The organism is Hyalangium sp. (assembly GCF_035629615.1).
In the GTDB taxonomy this organism is placed as follows: Bacteria; Myxococcota; Myxococcia; order Myxococcales; family Myxococcaceae; genus Hyalangium.
The window spans coordinates 1-17,007 of sequence record NZ_DASPHO010000262.1 but is presented as its reverse complement, the minus strand read 5'-3'; the positions used below and the strand labels follow the sequence as shown (position 1 = coordinate 17,007).

Genomic DNA, 17,007 nt, shown 5'->3' with positions numbered 1-17,007 from the left:
AGACCCTGTGGCGCGGTTTTCGGGAGTTACAGCTCGTGGAGATCGGCTGGATGCTGGCGGAGAAGAGGCTCTCCAGGAGCCAAAAATTGTGATCTATCCTGAGCAGCCGACGGGAGGACCCGCGCCGAGACGAGGGACCCGCGACCTGTGTCACTCTTCCGTGGTGCCGCTGTTCGGTGACATTGCGTCACGTGCGTTGATGCACAGGTTCAGCACCGCATTCTCCAGTGAGGCGCGTCGACCTGGGTCAGCCACAGACCGCCCGCTCCTACGACTTCCACCTCGATGGCCGGTCCCATCGTTCTACGGATCATGTCTTCGAGGCTGCCAATGAGGCGATTCACGTCCGTGGGCTTGGGGTCGAGTGTCTGGCGTCGCGAGAAGGCCAGCAACCGCTGCGTCAAGGCGGTCGCGCGCCTGACCGCGCCCTGGGCCATACCGATGTAGCGCTCGGCGTTGTCTACCTTCCCTGCATCCAGGCGCCGCTCGAGCACCTGTAGGCTGGCGCCCATAGCGCCGAGCAGATTATTGAAGTCGTGCGCGATTCCTCCAGTCTGGTGATGTGGGACGCCGGACCGGCCTGGTACATGCTCGCCCTCGCTGCGAGCGCCCTGCCCTGCGCATGGTTGGGCGGGCGCCTCGGTCAGCGGAAATAGGTGCTGCCGAGCTGACAGCACACTTGATCGTGATCGGTCGTTTAGATCCCGTGCTGTCGCGAAGCCGACTCCATCTCCGCCTCGACCTGGAGGCTCTCGGCATCGCGGCCCACCGTCAGCACTGCCACCGTGCGACCGCCCTGCTTGTAGCGGAGTGTGCAGCTGCGCTCGGCGAGACTGCCGTCCACCTCGATGGAGTCCCACGTCTGGGCGTGGCCCACATAATTGAACGTGACGTCGTAGTGGGCGCTCCAGAAGAAGGGAACCGCATCGAACTTCTCCCGCCGGCCCAGCATGTTCCGGGCTGCCGTCTGTCCCTGGCGCTGGGCCACCACCCAGTGCTCCACCCGAATGGACTGGCCCGTGTGCGGATCAGGCCAGCGTGCGATGTCTCCCGCCGCCCAGATGCCGGGCACGCTCGTCTCAAGGTAGGCATTCACCCTCACACCTCCCTCGAGCGCCAGTCCCGCGCTCTCGGCAAGCGTGAGCACCGGGCGCACTCCGATGCCAGCCACCACGAGATCGGCCGGCAGTACCCCTCCGCTCTGGAGCGTGACGCCTCGCTCGGCATCGATGGAGGTCGCCGCTTGCCCCAGGTGGAAGATGACGCCCTTGGCCTCATGGAGCGCGCGCACGAAGTCGCCTACCTCTGGGCCCATGACCCGCTCGAGCGGCCGCGCCTGAGGGGCAACGACGTGGACCTCGAGCCCTCGAGCACGCAAGGAGGCCGCCACCTCCATGCCGATGAAGCTCGCGCCCAGCACCACCGCCCGCTTGGCACTCTGGGCCCTGGCGATGATGGCGCGGCTGTCCGCGAGCGTGCGCAGGGTGTACACATGCGGCAGGTCGCCTCCTGGGATCGTGAGCCGCACTGGCTCCGCGCCAGTGGCGAGCAGGAGCGCCTCGTACGGCACGCGTGTGCCATCCGAGAGCACCACGGCACGCGCTGCGACATCGATGGCGGTGGCCCGCACGCCGGTGCGCAGATCGATCTTCTGCTCCGCGTAGAAGTCGCGGCCCCTCAGGGGAATCCACTCCTCGGGGGCGTTGCCCGCGAGGTAGTCCTTCGAGAGGTTGGGTCGGTCATACGGGACACTCTCGTCCGCGCCGATCACCGTCACCTGCCCCTGGTAGCCCTCGCGCCGGAGCGTCTCCGCCGCGGAATGCCCCGCCGCCCCCGCGCCGATGATGACGACCTTGCTGGGACCCGCGGCGGGCGTGGGTCCCGGGACCTGACGCTTGCCCGTCACCCGCACGGTGTTCCCGCTGCGCTCGATCGCATAGCAGGTGAGAGGATTGAGCGCGGGGGCGCACGCCAGGGCCCCCGTGCGAAGATCGAAGCGGGCGTGGTGCCATGGGCAGCGCACCGTCTGTCCCACCTGGAGGCCGTCACTGAGCGGCGCGCCATAGTGCGGACAGGTGGCGCTGACTGCGAACAGCTCGTCGCCAGAGCGGGCCAGGAGGACCGCCTCGCCCCCCGCGTGCCCCAGGAGCGGTGTGCCTTCCAGGATGGAGCTGACCGGGACGCCCTCCGCAAGATCAGGTCCGCTCAACGCTGCCGCGCTTCCACCCATGTGTTCCGCCCTCCTGGCCTGCTGGGAGTACGAGGTGCCGCGAGAATCGGAGCCTTTGAGCAACAGAGTCGCGACTCGTCAAACGGTAACATGCTGGCGCAAGCTGCATGTCAGCTTTCCCCGCCCGGACTCCATACGCCGGGGTTGTCGACCGGGGGCGCTGTCATGTCCTACGGCCACGCTCAGCGCTCGCTCCACCCGAGTTCCACGCGCGCTGGCTCAGCGGGATTGAGTTCGCTGCGTGAAAAATCGTACGCACTCTCTGTTCAACGTGCGTCCGGAGCCTGCTCGCCCCGTCCTCGTATGCGGGGCCAACTCGTCAAAGAAGGAACTCCCGTCCAGAATGGTCCCACGCTCGCGCCCGGTTGAAGTGAGGTGAACCCCTTGGGGGGGTACGCTCACGGGGCGCGCGCTCAGCCCATGTTGCAGCGGGGGGGCACCTGAACATGTCGAGCACTTCCAGCGAGGAGATTCTGCCCGGTGGAGCCGGGTGCGCCAGCTCCACCGGGCAGATGGGCCGTGGGTTTGCTCAGGTGGCTGGATGGATTCCTCTCGGCGAAGCTGCGCCAGGCGCCGCTCGCGGAGTTCGCCCGCAGCCGGCTGCTGGCTGGCGCGGCCCTCTCTCTGGTCCTGGTCGCCGGCTCGGTCACGATTGCCTTCGTCATTGCGGGGATGTCCTGGCGCTACGTCATCGGGGGAAGCACCGCGGCCGCTGGCTATGTGGCGACGCTGTGGAGCTTGCGCAGGGCGTCCTCGACCCGCCTCCCGTCGCTGCTCATGAGCGCGTTCATGGCGTTCTCGTTCCTCCTGACCGCCTTCATCGCGAATGACCCCTATCTCTCCGCGCACGCGGCGGCGATGTTGATCACGATCCTGACGGTGTACCTGCTGGGACCGCGCCTGGGGCTCGTCATCCTCGTCCCGTTGGCCCTGGTCGTCGGAGTCGGCCACCCACTCTGGCGCCAGCGCTTCGGCTCGGAGCCCCCACCCCTCACCCACGGCTATGAGTGGGTGATGCACACCCTCGCTGTCACCTGCATGTTCGCGGGGTGGGCAGTCGGGTGGTTGTACAGCAGCGGTCATGCCGCGACCCATGCCGCGCTCGCGCGGGACATCAAGGCCCGGGAGGAGGCCGAGGCCAAGCTGGGCGAGTTGCACCGCACCCTGCTGGACGTGTCGCGCCAGGCCGGGATGACGGAGATCGCCACCGGTGTGCTCCACAATGTGGGCAATGCGCTCAACAGCGTCAACGTCTCGATCGATGTCGTGACGGACCAGCTGCGCGGCTCACGGGTCTCCAAGCTGGTCCAGGCCAGCGAGCTGCTGGGCCAGCACGCCACGGACCTGGCGGCCTTCCTCACCATCGATCCGCGCGGCACGATGCTACCGGCCTACCTTGGCGCGCTCTCGGCAGAGCTGGCGGCCGAGCGCGCGTCGCTCCTGACGGAGATGAAGGCCCTGCGCGAGAGCATCGAGCACGTCAAGTCCATCGTCAGCATGCAGCAGCGGCACGCGCGGTACGGTGGAGTGGTGGAGCAGGTGACGGTGCCCCAGCTCATCGACGATGCGCTGCGCCTGAGCGTCGGGGCGTTCGAGCTGCTGAGCATCGACGTGCGGCGCGAGTACGCCGACGTGCCCCCCATCGAGGTGGATCGGCACAAGCTGCTGCAGATCCTCCTCAACCTGCTGAGCAATGCGCGGCATGCGCTCGTGGAGAGCGAGCTGCCGGACAAGCGCCTGACCATTCGTGTCGGTCCCAGCAAGGGAGGAGAGCAGCTGCGCATCGAGATAGAGGACAACGGGGTGGGCATCGCGCAGAAGAACCTGACGCGGATGTTCTCCCAGGGCTTCACCACGAAGAAGACCGGGCACGGCTTTGGCCTGCACATCAGCGCCCTGGCCGCCCAGGAACTCCACGGTCGTCTCTCCGTGGCGAGCGCGGGGCCAGGACACGGCGCCACCTTCACCATCGAGCTCCCCCTCCCCTCTACAGGCCAGTGAGGCCTGGCCGACGTCCACGAGCGGCCTACGTCGCGGGCGCGGGCCTCGCCGTCTCATCGCGCTCGAGCAGCACCCGCCCGCCAGCGATAAAGAGCGAGACGGCAAGCCCCAGGAGCACCACCGCCACCACGCCGTTCACCCGCATCACCGCGGTGGCCTCCGGCAGGAGGAAGGCATCGCGGATCTGCAGCACCAGGCTCGCCAGGGTGATGCACCCCACGAAGGCCGTGGGCAGCAACGTGTAGGAGTAGCGCTTGCCGCTCCGCTTCAGCCACACGCTGACCCCCAGCAGCGACAGCGCCGCGAGCAGCTGGTTGGACGTGCCGAACAGCGTCCAGAAGGAGCGCCACGCCCCCGTGCCCGCCAGCAGCACGAAGCCCAGCGGCACCCCGCAGGTGATGGCCGTGGCCACCATCGCGGCCACCTTCCCCGTCGCCCCCGTCAGCTCCTGGAGAATGTAGCGCCCCAGCCGCGTGGACACGTCCAGCGTGTCGAACACGAAGGTGGAGAACGCCATCGCCCCGAAGGTGGTGGCGAACACCAGGTACTCCTTGCCGATGACCGTCACCAGGAAGCGCCCCAGCCCTGCGCCATACACCGCTCCCGGCGCCTTGCCCGCCAGATCGCCCTTCGTGGCGATCATCACCGTGGCCAGGGCGATAACGGCCACGAAGCCCTCGAGCAGCATGGACCCGTAGCCCACCGGGTGCGCGTGCGTCTCCTTGTCGATCTGCTTGGAGGTGGTGCCCGAGCACACCAACCCGTGGAAGCCAGAGCATGCGCCGCAGGCGATGGTGACGAAGAGGAATGGGAAGAGCATGCCCGCCGCCCCGGGCACGTTGAAGCCCGTGAAGGCCGGCTGCTGGATGCTGACCTCTCCCGTGAAGCCCCCGTAGAAGATGCCCACCACGCCCACCGCGAGCGCCGAGTAGAGGACGAAGCCGCCCAGGTAGCCGCGCGGCTGGAGCAGGAGCCATACCGGCGTGAGCGACGCGACGAAGCAGTAGGCCATGATGAGGATGGCCCACATCTTCGCGTCCATCACCAGCACCGTGGACAGCTGCGTGCCCAGCCACACCGCCCCCAGCGTCGCCGGGACGAAGATGATCGTCTGCAGCCAGAGGGGCGGCTTGAGGAAGCGATCCACCAGCCCCATCACCATCGCCAGCCCCAGGTACATCATGGAGGCCGCCGCCACCGCCCCGCCCGGGTTGAAGCGGAAGGTGAGCCCCTCCATCTCCGCGTCCTTGCTCACGAAGGTGGCCGCCGTGGCATCCGTGAAGGCGACGATGACGTAGACCAGCGCCACCCAGATGAAGATCAGCATCGCCACGCCCGCCCGCGGCCCCAGGTGCGTGCGCACCACCTCCGCGATGGAGGCGCCCCCGTGACGCACCGAGGCAATCAGCGTGGACAGATCATGCACCGCGCCAATGAAGACCACCCCGAAGGAGATCCACAGCAGCGCGGGCAGCCAGCCGAACTGCTGCGCCGCGAGGATGGGCCCCGCGATGGGGCCCGCCGCGGCAATGGCGCTGAAGTGCTGCCCCATCAGGTAGAACGGCTTCGTGGGGACGAAGTCCACCCCGTCCTGCTTCGCGTGCGCGGGCGTTACCGCCGAGGCATCCAGGTTGTACTGTCTCGCGACGAAGGCGCCGTAGAAGCGGTAACCCAGCGCCAGCAGCACGAGGAAGAGGCCAGCAATGAGAGGAAGGCTCATGTCCTACCTCTTCTCTGACTTGGCCCTCCTGTGTCAACACCCCCCTGAGAGTCTAGAAGTTCCACAGCAGCTCGACAGCGAGCCGCCGCATCATGCTGGCCTCGGCCCGCTGCGCGCGCTCGAACGAGACGCCAGCGATCTCCACCGTCTCACCGGTACCCTGGTTGGAGAGCGCCCCCGCCACCTGCTGGGCCGCCGCGCCCGTGAAGAGGAACGAGAGCTGGAGCTTGGCGGACACCACGCTGTTAAACATGTACGTCAGCTCGTTGTCCCAGGCCACGCCGAACAGGCGATCGTCCACCACCCGCTTGCTGCCGAAGTCCCGGACGAGCAAGCCCACCGTGGAGGCATTGCCGAGATCGGCGTCGGCGACGGCGCCGACCAGGAAGCGCTCGTTGTAGAGCAGGGCATAGGCATTGGTCCGGTACCGCAGCTTGCCCTTCACGGGCTCGGTGTCCACGCCACCGCCGACCATCGTCAGGCCAGGGGAGTCCGAGCGGCTGTTGCCGAAGAGGCCGCCTCCATTGCTCATGAGGCTGCCCTGGTTGCCCCACAGCTCGGGGAAGATGCTGTACAGCGGGCTGCCATAGGCCATGTTGCCATCGGCCACAATGAGGTTCTCTCCGGAGAACCGCTGCGAGAACCGCGGCATCCCCACCACCGGGGTATAGCCTCCGAGTTTGCCATCCCCGGGGTTGCTGTCCCCCTTCAGGAAGAAGGCGCCCACGTGGGGCTCGAGCTTGAAGCCGGCAGCCGCGCTCGCGTCGTAGGCCAGATCCGCGAAGATCGCGAGCGAGCTGACCTGGAACTTGCGGCCGTTGATCGCGTTGCCCAGGTAGTCGAGGGTGTCCGTCGGGGTGTTCGGGTAGCGCACCGAGCCGAAGCTGCCAGCCACCTCCAAAATGGGCTTGAAGCCGCTGAGGTTGCCGGTGACCAGCAGGCCCGGGTAGTGGGTCACGGAGGAGATGGCACCGATCCCCAGGGCGGGAGGCTGGCCGCGAAGGCGCGAGTGGTTCACCACGTAGAACCCCGAGATCGTCAGCCCCTCCATTGCCGTCACATCAAGCCGCCCGACCGCGATGCGCCGCTCGCCCGTGCTGTCGAAGGCGCCGATGGGCGTTGTGGGGAGGCGCTCGGTGGCGACGAACTGCGACTCGTTCTTGAGGACATACGCCACCTTCCAGCCCACGAGGCCGGCCTTGCCCGTCAACCAGAGGGCCGGATCATCATCCACGTAGACGAGCCCGCCCGCATCAATGTCTGCCGAAGGGCCCGTGTCCCAGCCTGCGTGGAGCCGCGAGGAGATCCACGGGAGCTTCAAGGTGGCCTGCAGCCGCTCGATGCCGAAGTCATCGAAGATCCCCCGCTCCTGGTTGGAGACGCGGTCCGTCCGCCGCTGGGTGAGCACGCTGTCGAACTCGAGCGCCATGTAGAAGTCCCACTCATCGCCCTTGTTCACGTTGAAGTAGATGCGGTCCTCCGTGCGCAGGTAGTCATGGCCGAGGATCCCCGCCTCGTTCACGTGGCTCCCCAGCCCCCGGATCGAGGTCCTGTTGGCCAGGCCCAGATCCCAGTTGCTCTCCAGCGTTGGGATCATCCGTACCTGGCCACCGAGGCGGAACGTCAGCCCCAACTCCGGATCGGTCGTGATGACCACTGTCCCCGGTCCCGCCCACGCCGTGCCAGCAGCGCCCAGCCCCACGGCGATGACCACCCAGGCTGCAACTCCCAGTGCTTTCTTGCTCAAGAGACGACCCCTCCCTGAAGTGCGATGGCGCCTCTTATCACTGTTGTCCCCACTCGGGAGATATGAATCCCCCTTCATGTTTCCGCTTGCCCGAGAGTACCTATCCGGTAGGCTCGACCCTTCACGAGGCCGTGGGCTCCACATGAGCACTGATTTCATTCTCGAGACGCGGGATCTCACCCGGGAGTTCAAGGGCTTCGTCGCCGTCAGCGGCGTCAACCTCAAGGTCAGGCGGGGATCGATCCACGCCCTGATCGGCCCCAACGGCGCTGGGAAGACGACGTGCTTCAACCTCCTGACGAAGTTCCTGGCTCCCACCCGAGGGCGCATCCTCTACGGCGGCCAGGACATCACCTCGGTGAAGCCCGCCGCGGTGGCTCGGCGGGGGCTGGTCCGCTCCTTCCAGATCTCCGCGGTGTTCCCACACATGACGGTGCTGGAGAACGTGCGGGTGGCGCTGCAGCGGAAGCTGGGGACCTCGTTTCACTTCTGGCGCTCCGAGCGAAGCCTCGGCGGCTTGAACGATCGCGCCCACGCACTCCTCGAGGATGTCGGGCTGCGCCCCTTCGCCAACACCCTCGCGGTGGAGCTGGCCTATGGGCACAAGAGGACGCTGGAGCTGGCCACCACCCTGGCCCTGGAGCCGGAGTTGATGCTGCTGGACGAGCCAACCTCCGGCATGGGACACGAGGACATCGCCCGGGTCACCGCGCTGATCCAGCGCGTCTCAGCCCACCGCACCATCCTCATGGTGGAGCACAACCTCAGTGTCGTCGCCCACCTGTCACACACCATCACCGTGCTCCAGCGCGGCAGTATCCTGGCCGAGGGGTCCTACGAGGAAGTCTCCAAGAATCCCCTGGTCCAGGAAGCGTACATGGGGGCCTCCGTTGCTTCCTGATCCAGCGCAGACAGAGATCCTGCGGATCGCCAACCTGCACGCCTTCTATGGCGAGTCCCATGTCCTCCATGGCGTGGACCTGACGGTGAGCCGGGGGGAGCTCGTCACGCTGCTGGGCCGCAACGGCGCCGGAAGGACCACCACCCTGAAGTCCATCCTGGGCCTGGTGGGCAAGCGCACGGGCTCCATCTCGGTGAACGGGCGCGAGGTCATCAGCATGCCCTCCCACAAGGTGGCCCACCTTGGGATCGGGTACTGCCCCGAGGAGCGCGGCATCTTCTCCAGCCTGAGCGTCGAGGAGAACCTCTTGCTGCTGCCCAAGGTGCGCAGCGGGGGAATGACGGTGGCGGAGGTCTACGAGCTGTTCCCCAACCTGCTGGAGCGCAGGAAGAGCCAGGGGACGCGCCTGTCCGGCGGAGAGCAGCAGATGCTGGCGCTGGCCCGCATCCTCCTGACGGGCGCCCACATCCTGCTGCTGGATGAGATCACCGAGGGGCTGGCGCCCGTCATCGTCCAGCTGCTCGGCAGGGTGATCGCCCGGCTCAAGGAGCGTGGCTACACCATCATCCTGGTGGAGCAGAACTTCCGGTTCGCCGCTCCCCTGGCGGACCGCCACTACGTCATGAGCCATGGCCGGATCAGCGAGATGATCCGCAAGGAAGAGCTGGCATCCCGGATGGATGCCCTTCACGAGCAGCTCGGCGTCTGAGCCGCTGCCGTCCCACCTGAAGCCTCCCTGTCCCAGGAGATCACCCATGAAGCCAAGGTCCCTCGCGGTTCACCTGTCCGGCGCGCTGCTGTCCCTGCTCGCCGGCGTCGCCTTCGCCAATGACAAGCCCCCCGCCAAGCCGGCCACCCCTACCCCGCCCAAGGCCGCCACGCTCTCCGACGAGGTCATCAAGGTCGGCGTGCTGACGGACTTCTCCGGCGTCTACTCCGACTTGTCGGGCCAGGGCTCCCTCATTGCCGCGCAGCTGGCCGTCGATGAGGCCACGGGCGGCACGGGCAAGCTGCTCGGGAAGAAGGTGGAGCTGGTCTCCGCCGATCACCAGAACAAGGCCGACATCGCGGCAAGCAAGGCGCGCACCTGGTTCGACGTGGAGAAGGTGGACGCGATCTTCGATCTCACCAACTCGGCCACGGCGCTCGCCGTCCAGGAGCTGGGCAAGGAGAAGGGCAAGGTTGTCATCGTCACCGGCGCCGGCTCCACCGCGCTCACGGGGAAGAGCTGCTCACCCACCGGCATCCACTGGATGTACGACACCTACTCGCTGGCCACGGGGACGGGCGCGGCCCTGCTGAAGGAGGGTGGAGACTCCTGGTACTTCCTGACCGCGGACTATGCCTTCGGACACGCGCTGGAGAGCGACACCTCCGCCGTGATCAAGGCCCAGGGCGGCAAGGTGCTCGGCACCTCCCGACACCCGCTGAACACCAACGACTTCTCCTCCTACCTGCTCAAGGCACAGGCCTCCGGCGCGAAGATCCTCGGGCTGGCCAACGCGGGAGGAGACCTGATCAACTCGGTGAAGCAGGCCAAGGAGTTCGGCCTTGTGGACTCCGGCCAGCGGCTCGCTGGCCTGCTGGTGTTCATCACGGACATCCACAGCCTGGGCCTGGAGACCACCCAGGGCATGTACCTCACCGAGGGGTTCTACTGGGATCTCGATGACAAGAGCCGGGCCTGGTCCAAGAGCTTCTTTGAGCGCGCCAAGAAGCAGCCGACCATGACGCACGCCGGCGTGTACTCCTCGCTCTATAATTACCTGAAGGCGATCGAGGCCACGGGCACGGACGATGCGGGGACGGTGATCAAGCATCTGAGGACGCTCACCATCAATGACCCGGTCATCCGCAACGGAAAGCTCCGCGAGGACGGCCGCCTCGTGCATGACATGTACCTGCTCCAGGTGAAGAAGCCCTCGGAGTCCAAGAAGCCGTGGGACTACTACAGTGTGAAGCAGACGATCCCTGGGGAGCAGGCCGTCAAGTCGCTGGCCCTGAGCGAGTGCCCGCTGATCAAGAAGTAGCCCTCCGGAGGTGCCGTGATGCAGGTGTTGATGGGGCAGCTGTTGATCGGGCTCATCAACGGCGCGTTCTTCGCCGTCATGAGCCTGGGCCTGGCCGTGATCTTCGGCATGCTGAACATCGTCCACTTCGCGCACGGCGCGATGTACATGCTCGGCGCGTTCGCCGCGTGGATGGGGCTGACCTACCTGGGCATCAACTACTGGGCGTCGCTGCTGCTGGCCCCACTGGTGGTGGGCGCGCTGGGCGTGCTCATCGAGCGGCTGCTCCTGTCCAGGCTGTACAAGCTGGATCCGCTCTATGGGCTGCTGATGACCTTCGGGCTCGCGCTGCTCCTCGAGGGCCTGTTCCGCCGCTTCTATGGCGTCTCGGGGCAGAACTACCCCATGCCCCCGGAGCTCTCCGGAGGCAGGAACCTGGGGTTCATGTTCCTGCCCAACTACCGGGCCTGGGTCATCGTCGCGTCGCTCACCGTCTGCTTCGCCACCTGGTTCCTGATCGAGAAGACGCGGCTGGGTGCCTACCTGCGCGCGGGGACGGAGAACGCGAAGCTCCTGCAGGCCTTCGGGGTCAACGTGCCGCTGCTCGTCACCCTGACGTATGCGTACGGAGTGGGGATGGCGGCGCTGGCCGGGGTGCTCGCGGCGCCCATCTACCAGGTGAGCTCCATGATGGGGTCGAACATCATCATCTTCGTGTTCGCGGTGGTGGTGATCGGTGGAATGGGCTCGATCCTGGGCTCGATCCTGACAGGGCTGGGGCTGGGGCTCCTCCAGGGGCTCACCAAGGTCTTCTATCCAGAGGCCTCGCAGGCGGTGATCTTCCTGATCATGGCGCTGGTGCTGCTGGTGCGGCCCGCCGGGCTCTTTGGCAAGGAAGCCTGAGGAGGCGGGTGATGCGAGCGAGCTGGGTGGGACAGGCCGTCTTGCTGGGGGTGGCGATCGCGCTGCCCTTCTTCGTGGACGACGCCGTGCTCTGGATGAAGGTGATGTGCTTCGCGCTGTTCGCGTGCGCCTTCAACCTGCTGCTGGGCTACGCCGGCCTGCTGTCCTTTGGCCATGCGGCCTTCCTGGGCTCTGCGGGCTACGTCACCGGGCACCTCGTCAAGGAGGTGGGCCTGCCACCGGAGCTGGGGATCCTCGCGGGGACGGCCTCCGCCGCGCTGCTGGGCTTCGTGTTCGGCTCGCTGGCCATCCGCCGCCAGGGGATCTACTTCGCGATGATCACCCTGGCGCTGTCGCAGCTGGTCTACTTCGCGGCGGTGCAGCTCCCCTTTACCCATGGCGAGGACGGACTCCAGGGCATCCCGCGGGGCAAGCTCTTTGGGGTGGTGGACCTGAGCTCGAACCTCGGCATGTACTACACGGTGCTTGGCGTCTTCCTGCTGGGCTTCTTGATCATCCAGCGGACGATCCACTCGCCCTTCGGGCAGGTGCTGCGCGCCATCAAGGAGAATGAACCGCGGGCCATCTCCCTGGGCTACGACGCCGCCCGCTACAAGCTGCTGGCGTTCGTGCTGTCAGCGGCGCTGTCGGGCCTCGCGGGGTCCACCAAGGCCCTCGTGTTCCAGCTCGAGTCGCTCACGGATGTGCAGTGGCAGATGTCCGGTGAGGTCGTGCTGATGACCCTGCTGGGCGGGATGGGCACGCTCTACGGCCCGGTGGTGGGCGCCCTCGTGCTGGTGATGATCGAGGACTACTTCGCCAGCCTGGGAGAGTGGGTCCCCGTCATCATGGGTTGCATCTTCGTCTTCTGCGTGCTCGTCTTCCGCCGCGGCATCGTCGGCGAAGCGGCGGCGATGCTGAAGAAGAAACCCTGAGGAGACATCCAAGACATGCGCAACACGACTCGCCCCGTCCTGCTCACAGGGATGTTGGTGCTTGCAGGCCTCTCACGTGCATGGGGGGAGAGCCCCACGGTCACGGCCCCCCGCGTCCAGGCCCCCAGCTCGGCTCCTGCGCCAGCCGCGAAGGCCTCCCCTCCTTCTGCCCAGGCCCCCTCACACCCGCTGGACGCCTTCTCCGCGGCGGAGCTCGAGCAGGCGATCCAGCTCCTCCGCCAGCAAGGGCACGTGAAGGAGGACGAGAACCATGTCTTTCCGCTGGTCACCCCCTGGGAGCCGTCCAAGCAGGAGCTGGAGGGGTTCCGGGCAGGAGCCCCTGTCCAACGCCGCGTCCTGGTGGTCGTCTATGACTACGCGCAGAACAAGACCTTCGAGGCGATCGTACGCCTGACGCCTCCGGCCACCGTCGAGAGCTGGAAGCACATCCCCGGCGTACAGGCCGCCCTCGGCGCCCGGGACTACGACATCGCAGAGACCCTGGCGCCGCAAGACGAGCGCTGGCAGGCGGCCCTGCGACGGCGCGGCCTCACCAACCCCAACCACATCTATGTCGACACCTGGGCCATGGGGCCTTCCTCCGATCCCCGGCTGAAGAACCACCGGCTGGCGAAGACCCTGGCCTTCTTCAAGGGGGACACCGCCTACCCCTACGCGCGGCCCGTGGAGGGGCTGCTTGCGATCGTCGACATCACAGAGAGGAAGGTGGTGGAGGTCATCGACAGGGGGGCCGTCCCGATCCCCAAGGAGGCAGGTGCCTATGACGAGCAGGCCGTGGGGCCCCTGCGTCCCCGCCCGCAGCCTGTCCTCCTCACCCAGCCGCAGGGCGTGAACTTCACGCTGACGGGGAACGAAGTGCGCTGGCAGAACTGGCGGTTCCGCTTGGAGGCGCACCCGCGCGAGGGGCCCGTGCTCCACCAGGTGGCGTACACGGACAAGGGGCGGGAGCGGAAGATCCTCCACCGCCTCTCGCTCTCCGAGATGATGGTCCCCTATGGAGATCCTCAGGACACCTGGTCCTGGAGGAGCGCCTTCGATGTGGGGGAGTACAGCTTTGGACGCAGGGTCAGTCCGCTCGAGCCAGGGGTGGACGTTCCTTCCAACGCCACTTTCATCCAGGCGGCCTTCGTCGACAACTTCGGCAAGGTCCACGAGACGCCGCGCGCGCTCGCCCTCTATGAGCGAGACGGCGGAGTCCTCTGGAAGCACTTCGACAACAACCTGAAGCGCAACTTCTCCAGGCGTGGGATCGATCTGGTGATGTCGTTCAGCATCGCGGTCGGAAACTACGACTACATGTTGAACTACATCTTCCGGCAGGACGGCTCACTGGAGGTCGAGGCCGTGCTGACAGGCATCATGCTGGCCAAGGCTGTACCGCCCCAGACGGGGAAGGAGTCGCACGCGGCACATGATCCGTACGGCCACATGGTGGCCGAGGGAGTGGTCGCGGTCCATCACCAGCACTTCTTCAACTTCCGGATCGACTTCGACGTGGATGGGCCCCGCAACTCGCTCCTGGAGATGAACTCGTACCCGATCCCGATGGGACGGGCCAACCCCGCGGGCAACGCCTTCGCCATGCGCACGGAGCCGCTCGTCAACGAGAGCCAGGCTCAGCGGGACATGAGCCTCGTGAATGTCCGGCGGTGGCTCGTGATCAACCCCAACGAGCGCAACGCGCTGGGGCACCCCACGGGCTACGCGCTCGTGCCAGGGGAGAACTCCATCCCCTTCGCCTCACCGCAGAACATGTCGCGCAAGCGCGCGGGCTTCGTCAATCACCACTTCTGGGCCACGCGCTACTCCCCCGAGGAGATGAGCGCCGCCGGCACCTACCCCAACCAGAGCCAGGGCGGCGACGGGCTCCCTGTCTGGGTGAAGAACAACCAGCCGCTGGTCAACGAGGACGTGGTGATCTGGTACACGCTCGGGGTGACTCACACTCCCCGCCCCGAGGAGTGGCCTGTCATGCCGACGGCGCGCGCGGGCTTCAAGCTGCTGCCCGTGGGCTTCTTCTCGCGCAATCCGGCACTGGATCTGCCGGCGGCTCCACCGGCGCCCGCTTCCCCGTAGGCGCCGGGGAGGTCAGCTCAAGACCTGGCGTACGGCCTCGAGGTAGGACTTCGCCTGGTTCTGGATGCGGGGCTTGATCAGCTCGTGCACAGCGGCCAGCTTGTGGATCGCAACGCGCGGGAACAGGTGGTGCTCCACATGGTAGTTGTTCCCATTGGCGATGTAGGCCACGAGCGGGTTGGTCTTGTAGGAGCGCGTGTTGATGAAGATGTCCTTCTTGCTCTTGTCACACCCCAGGTGCTCGGGCAGCTCGATCATGAAGTGGAAGAACTCGCCGAAGGCGAGCCAGGGGATGAGCCACACCTTCACGAGGATGGGGGCCGCCCCGCTCAGGATGGCGTACAGGCCTCCCCCCAACAGCAGGGCGAGCGCGAGATACTCCACCAGCACCTCCCGCCGCTTGTGCGGCGCGGAGAACACCGCGGGGTAGCTGCCCTGCAGAAAGCCCAGCAGCGTCGTCAGGAAGGCAGGTACCCGGTTCAGGTTCCAGGCCCGGATGACGAAGGCGAGGGGGTTGTTCAGGGATGACCGCTCGTAGTTGAAGATCTCCGCGTCCTCCGAGGTGCCGACGTGCTTGTGATGGTGGAGGTGCTGGTAGTGGTAGTGCGAGTAGGAGACCAGCATCGGCGCCCCGAAGAGGAAGCCCAAGAGGCGGTTGGCGGTGCGTGAGGGGAACAGGGCCTGGTGCAGGCACTCGTGCTGCAGCTCCAGCCCATGGGCCCACAGCAGGCCGAGCACCATCTGCGCCAGCACGGTGACGAGCACACTCTCGCTCGACACGATGAGCGCCACCATGCTCACGAACAGCCCCAGGTAGACCGTGACCTTGAATGCCGAGCGCGCCACGTCCACCTTGATGAGCTCCGGCAGCATCTTGCGGATTTGTTGGAGGTGGGCGTCCGTACTCCGGGGCGTCCCCTGCTCCTCCTCGCTCTCCTGCGCTCCGACAGCGACCCGCTCCTGGGCAATCAGCATGGTGTCCTGCTCCGTGGGGCTGGGAGTCGCGCTCCTGCACTCAAGGCCGCTTTAGTAGCCCACCCAGCTTAATCTGTGAAACTGGTAACTAACGTATTCGTAGAACAACTTGCAAGAACATAGAGCGCTCTCCATACTGGCCGCTGCCTTCGGGTTCAGGCGTGCTATGGCCCGCCGCGAATCCTCCGCTCCCCGCGGATGAGGCCGATCTCCATGCTCTCTACCTACATGTCCGCAGCCTTGAAGGGCTTTGGCCTGGGCACGAGCCTCATCGTGGCCATCGGGGCCCAGAACGCATTCGTCCTGCGCCAGGGGCTCAAGCGCGAGCACGTGTTCGTCGTCGCGACGATCTGCTTCCTGTGCGATGCGACGCTCATCGCGCTGGGCAGCGCGGGCTTTGGCTCACTCGTGGCGGCCTTCCCGCGCCTGACGGACATCGCCGCGTGGTGCGGCGCGGCCTTCCTGTTGGCTTATGGCCTGCGCTCGTTTCGTGCTGCCATCCGGCCTTCGGTGCTCAAGACCAGCGGCGGGGAGGCGGGGGGCATGACCCTGAAGCAAGCAGTGCTCACGACGCTCGCGCTCAGCCTGCTCAACCCTCACGTCTACCTGGATACCGTCATACTGCTGGGCAGCCTCGCTGGCCAGTACGTGATGCCCCCTCGAGCCTTCTTCGCGCTCGGTGCCATGGCCGCGTCGTGTGTCTGGTTCTACGGAGTGGGATACGGCGCGGGGCGCCTCGCGCCGCTCTTCAGCCGGCCGACCTCGTGGCGGGTGCTCGACCTGCTCATTGGCATCATCATGTGGTCCATTGCATTCTCCCTGCTCCGGCCCTACGTGCTGGGGAGCTGAAGGCACCTCTCATGTCCAATGCGCGCACGTTCGTTGTGCTGCTGGTGGCGCTGTCTCTGCTGGGTTGCACCACGCGCTCCACGCGGGCACCGGTCTCCCTCGAGGAGGTCCGGACCGCACCGTTCAAGGGGAACGCGTGGATGGAGATCGACAGGACGATCTTCGAGGACAACGTGCGCACCCTCCAGGCCCGCCTTCCGGGTGGCACCCTGCTCTGCGCGGTCATGAAGGCAGATGCCTATGGGCATGGGCTCGCGCTGCTCATGCCCTCCCTCGTGGCGCTGGGCGTGCCTTGCGTCGCCGTTGCGAGCAACGACGAGGCGAGGACGACGCGCGAGAAGGGCTTCAGCGGACGCCTTATCCGAGTCCGGACGGCCACTCTGGAAGAGGTCGAGGATGCGCTGCCGCTCGAGATCGAGGAGCTGGTGGGGAACCTGGAGCACGCGAAGAGGGTCTCGGACCTTGGCAAGAAGCATGGCCGGACCCTTGCGATGCATCTGGCCCTCGACTCCAGGGGCATGAGCCGTAACGGGCTCGCGGTGCATACGGCGCAGGGGCAGGCAGACGCTCTCGAGCTCCTGAGACTGCCCCACCTCAAGCTCGCCGGGATGATGACCCACTTCCCCGTGGAGGAACGGGA

14 protein-coding genes are annotated in these 17,007 nt (G+C 66.5%); 9 read left to right on the top strand and 5 right to left on the bottom strand.

Annotated features, from left to right (window positions below):
• Positions 1-209: 209 nt before the first annotated feature.
• Together VD972_RS13175 and VD972_RS13170 are read right to left on the bottom strand one after the other, a co-directional pair.
• Positions 210-512 (bottom strand): hypothetical protein, encoded by a 303-nt coding sequence (locus VD972_RS13175; protein ID WP_324986216.1) that lies wholly within the window; start codon positions 510-512, stop codon positions 210-212.
• Between the two features lie 185 nt (positions 513-697).
• Positions 698-2,209 carry an FAD-dependent oxidoreductase gene (locus VD972_RS13170; RefSeq protein WP_324986213.1) on the bottom strand — a complete coding sequence of 504 codons (1,512 nt, stop codon included), beginning with the start codon at positions 2,207-2,209 and terminating at the stop codon, positions 698-700.
• A gap of 540 nt (positions 2,210-2,749) precedes the next feature.
• Between VD972_RS13170 and VD972_RS13165 the strand changes: the two genes are divergently transcribed.
• Positions 2,750-4,231 (top strand): HAMP domain-containing sensor histidine kinase, encoded by a 1,482-nt coding sequence (locus VD972_RS13165; protein ID WP_324986210.1) that lies wholly within the window; start codon positions 2,750-2,752, stop codon positions 4,229-4,231.
• Positions 4,232-4,256: 25 nt separating this feature from the next.
• Here the strand turns inward: VD972_RS13165 and VD972_RS13160 are convergent, their stop codons facing one another.
• Together VD972_RS13160 and VD972_RS13155 are read right to left on the bottom strand one after the other, a co-directional pair.
• Positions 4,257-5,951, bottom strand: a complete 1,695-nt coding sequence (locus tag VD972_RS13160; protein WP_324986207.1) for a carbon starvation CstA family protein — start codon at positions 5,949-5,951, stop codon at positions 4,257-4,259.
• Positions 5,952-6,003: 52 nt separating this feature from the next.
• Complete coding sequence (locus VD972_RS13155) at positions 6,004-7,698, bottom strand: hypothetical protein (RefSeq protein WP_324986204.1); 1,695 nt, start codon at positions 7,696-7,698, stop codon at positions 6,004-6,006.
• 142 nt (positions 7,699-7,840) lie between these two features.
• Here VD972_RS13155 and VD972_RS13150 point away from each other — a divergent pair, with 142 nt between their 5' ends.
• Genes VD972_RS13150 through VD972_RS13125 form a run of 6 tightly spaced genes read left to right on the top strand, consistent with a single transcriptional unit; the run spans position 7,841 to position 14,543 of the window.
• Positions 7,841-8,599, top strand: a complete 759-nt coding sequence (locus VD972_RS13150) for an ABC transporter ATP-binding protein (RefSeq protein ID WP_324986200.1) — start codon at positions 7,841-7,843, stop codon at positions 8,597-8,599.
• The gene (locus tag VD972_RS13145) at positions 8,589-9,308 is read left to right on the top strand and encodes an ABC transporter ATP-binding protein (protein WP_324986196.1); all 720 of its coding nucleotides are present in this window, start codon (positions 8,589-8,591) and stop codon (positions 9,306-9,308) included. Before VD972_RS13150 ends, VD972_RS13145 begins: the two co-directional genes overlap by 11 nt.
• 46 nt (positions 9,309-9,354) lie before the next feature.
• Entirely contained in the window at positions 9,355-10,629 is a 1,275-nt protein-coding gene (locus VD972_RS13140) for an ABC transporter substrate-binding protein (RefSeq protein ID WP_324986193.1), read from the top strand.
• Positions 10,630-10,647: 18 nt separating this feature from the next.
• A complete protein-coding gene (locus tag VD972_RS13135) occupies positions 10,648-11,511 on the top strand; it encodes a branched-chain amino acid ABC transporter permease (RefSeq protein WP_324986219.1) in 864 nt (287 codons plus the stop codon).
• 11 nt (positions 11,512-11,522) lie between these two features.
• A complete protein-coding gene (locus tag VD972_RS13130) occupies positions 11,523-12,446 on the top strand; it encodes a branched-chain amino acid ABC transporter permease (protein ID WP_324986190.1) in 924 nt (307 codons plus the stop codon).
• Between the two features lie 15 nt (positions 12,447-12,461).
• Positions 12,462-14,543: a primary-amine oxidase gene (locus tag VD972_RS13125; RefSeq protein WP_324986187.1), complete on the top strand. Its 2,082-nt coding sequence runs from the start codon at positions 12,462-12,464 to the stop codon at positions 14,541-14,543.
• A 12-nt stretch (positions 14,544-14,555) separates the two neighbouring features.
• Here VD972_RS13125 and VD972_RS13120 read toward each other — a convergent pair whose 3' ends face one another.
• Positions 14,556-15,518 carry a fatty acid desaturase gene (locus VD972_RS13120; RefSeq protein ID WP_324986184.1) on the bottom strand — a complete coding sequence of 321 codons (963 nt, stop codon included), beginning with the start codon at positions 15,516-15,518 and terminating at the stop codon, positions 14,556-14,558.
• A gap of 213 nt (positions 15,519-15,731) precedes the next feature.
• On the opposite strand from VD972_RS13120, the gene VD972_RS13115 reads away from it, so the two are divergent.
• Both VD972_RS13115 and VD972_RS13110 read left to right on the top strand, forming a co-directional pair.
• The gene (locus tag VD972_RS13115; RefSeq protein WP_324986181.1) at positions 15,732-16,367 is read left to right on the top strand and encodes a LysE/ArgO family amino acid transporter; all 636 of its coding nucleotides are present in this window, start codon (positions 15,732-15,734) and stop codon (positions 16,365-16,367) included.
• 11 nt (positions 16,368-16,378) lie between these two features.
• Positions 16,379-17,007 (top strand): alanine racemase (locus VD972_RS13110; protein WP_324986178.1); only part of this gene is annotated, 629 nt, incomplete at its 3' end.

Coding starts and splice junctions, on each gene's coding strand:
- VD972_RS13175 (WP_324986216.1), bottom strand. CDS start 512: ATGGGCGCCAGCCTACAGGTGCTCGAGCGGCGCCTGGATGCAGGGAAG.
- VD972_RS13160 (WP_324986207.1), bottom strand. CDS start 5,951: ATGAGCCTTCCTCTCATTGCTGGCCTCTTCCTCGTGCTGCTGGCGCTG.
- VD972_RS13150 (WP_324986200.1), top strand. CDS start 7,841: ATGAGCACTGATTTCATTCTCGAGACGCGGGATCTCACCCGGGAGTTC.
- VD972_RS13140 (WP_324986193.1), top strand. CDS start 9,355: ATGAAGCCAAGGTCCCTCGCGGTTCACCTGTCCGGCGCGCTGCTGTCC.
- VD972_RS13135 (WP_324986219.1), top strand. CDS start 10,648: ATGCAGGTGTTGATGGGGCAGCTGTTGATCGGGCTCATCAACGGCGCG.
- VD972_RS13130 (WP_324986190.1), top strand. CDS start 11,523: ATGCGAGCGAGCTGGGTGGGACAGGCCGTCTTGCTGGGGGTGGCGATC.
- VD972_RS13125 (WP_324986187.1), top strand. CDS start 12,462: ATGCGCAACACGACTCGCCCCGTCCTGCTCACAGGGATGTTGGTGCTT.
- VD972_RS13120 (WP_324986184.1), bottom strand. CDS start 15,518: ATGCTGATTGCCCAGGAGCGGGTCGCTGTCGGAGCGCAGGAGAGCGAG.
- VD972_RS13115 (WP_324986181.1), top strand. CDS start 15,732: ATGCTCTCTACCTACATGTCCGCAGCCTTGAAGGGCTTTGGCCTGGGC.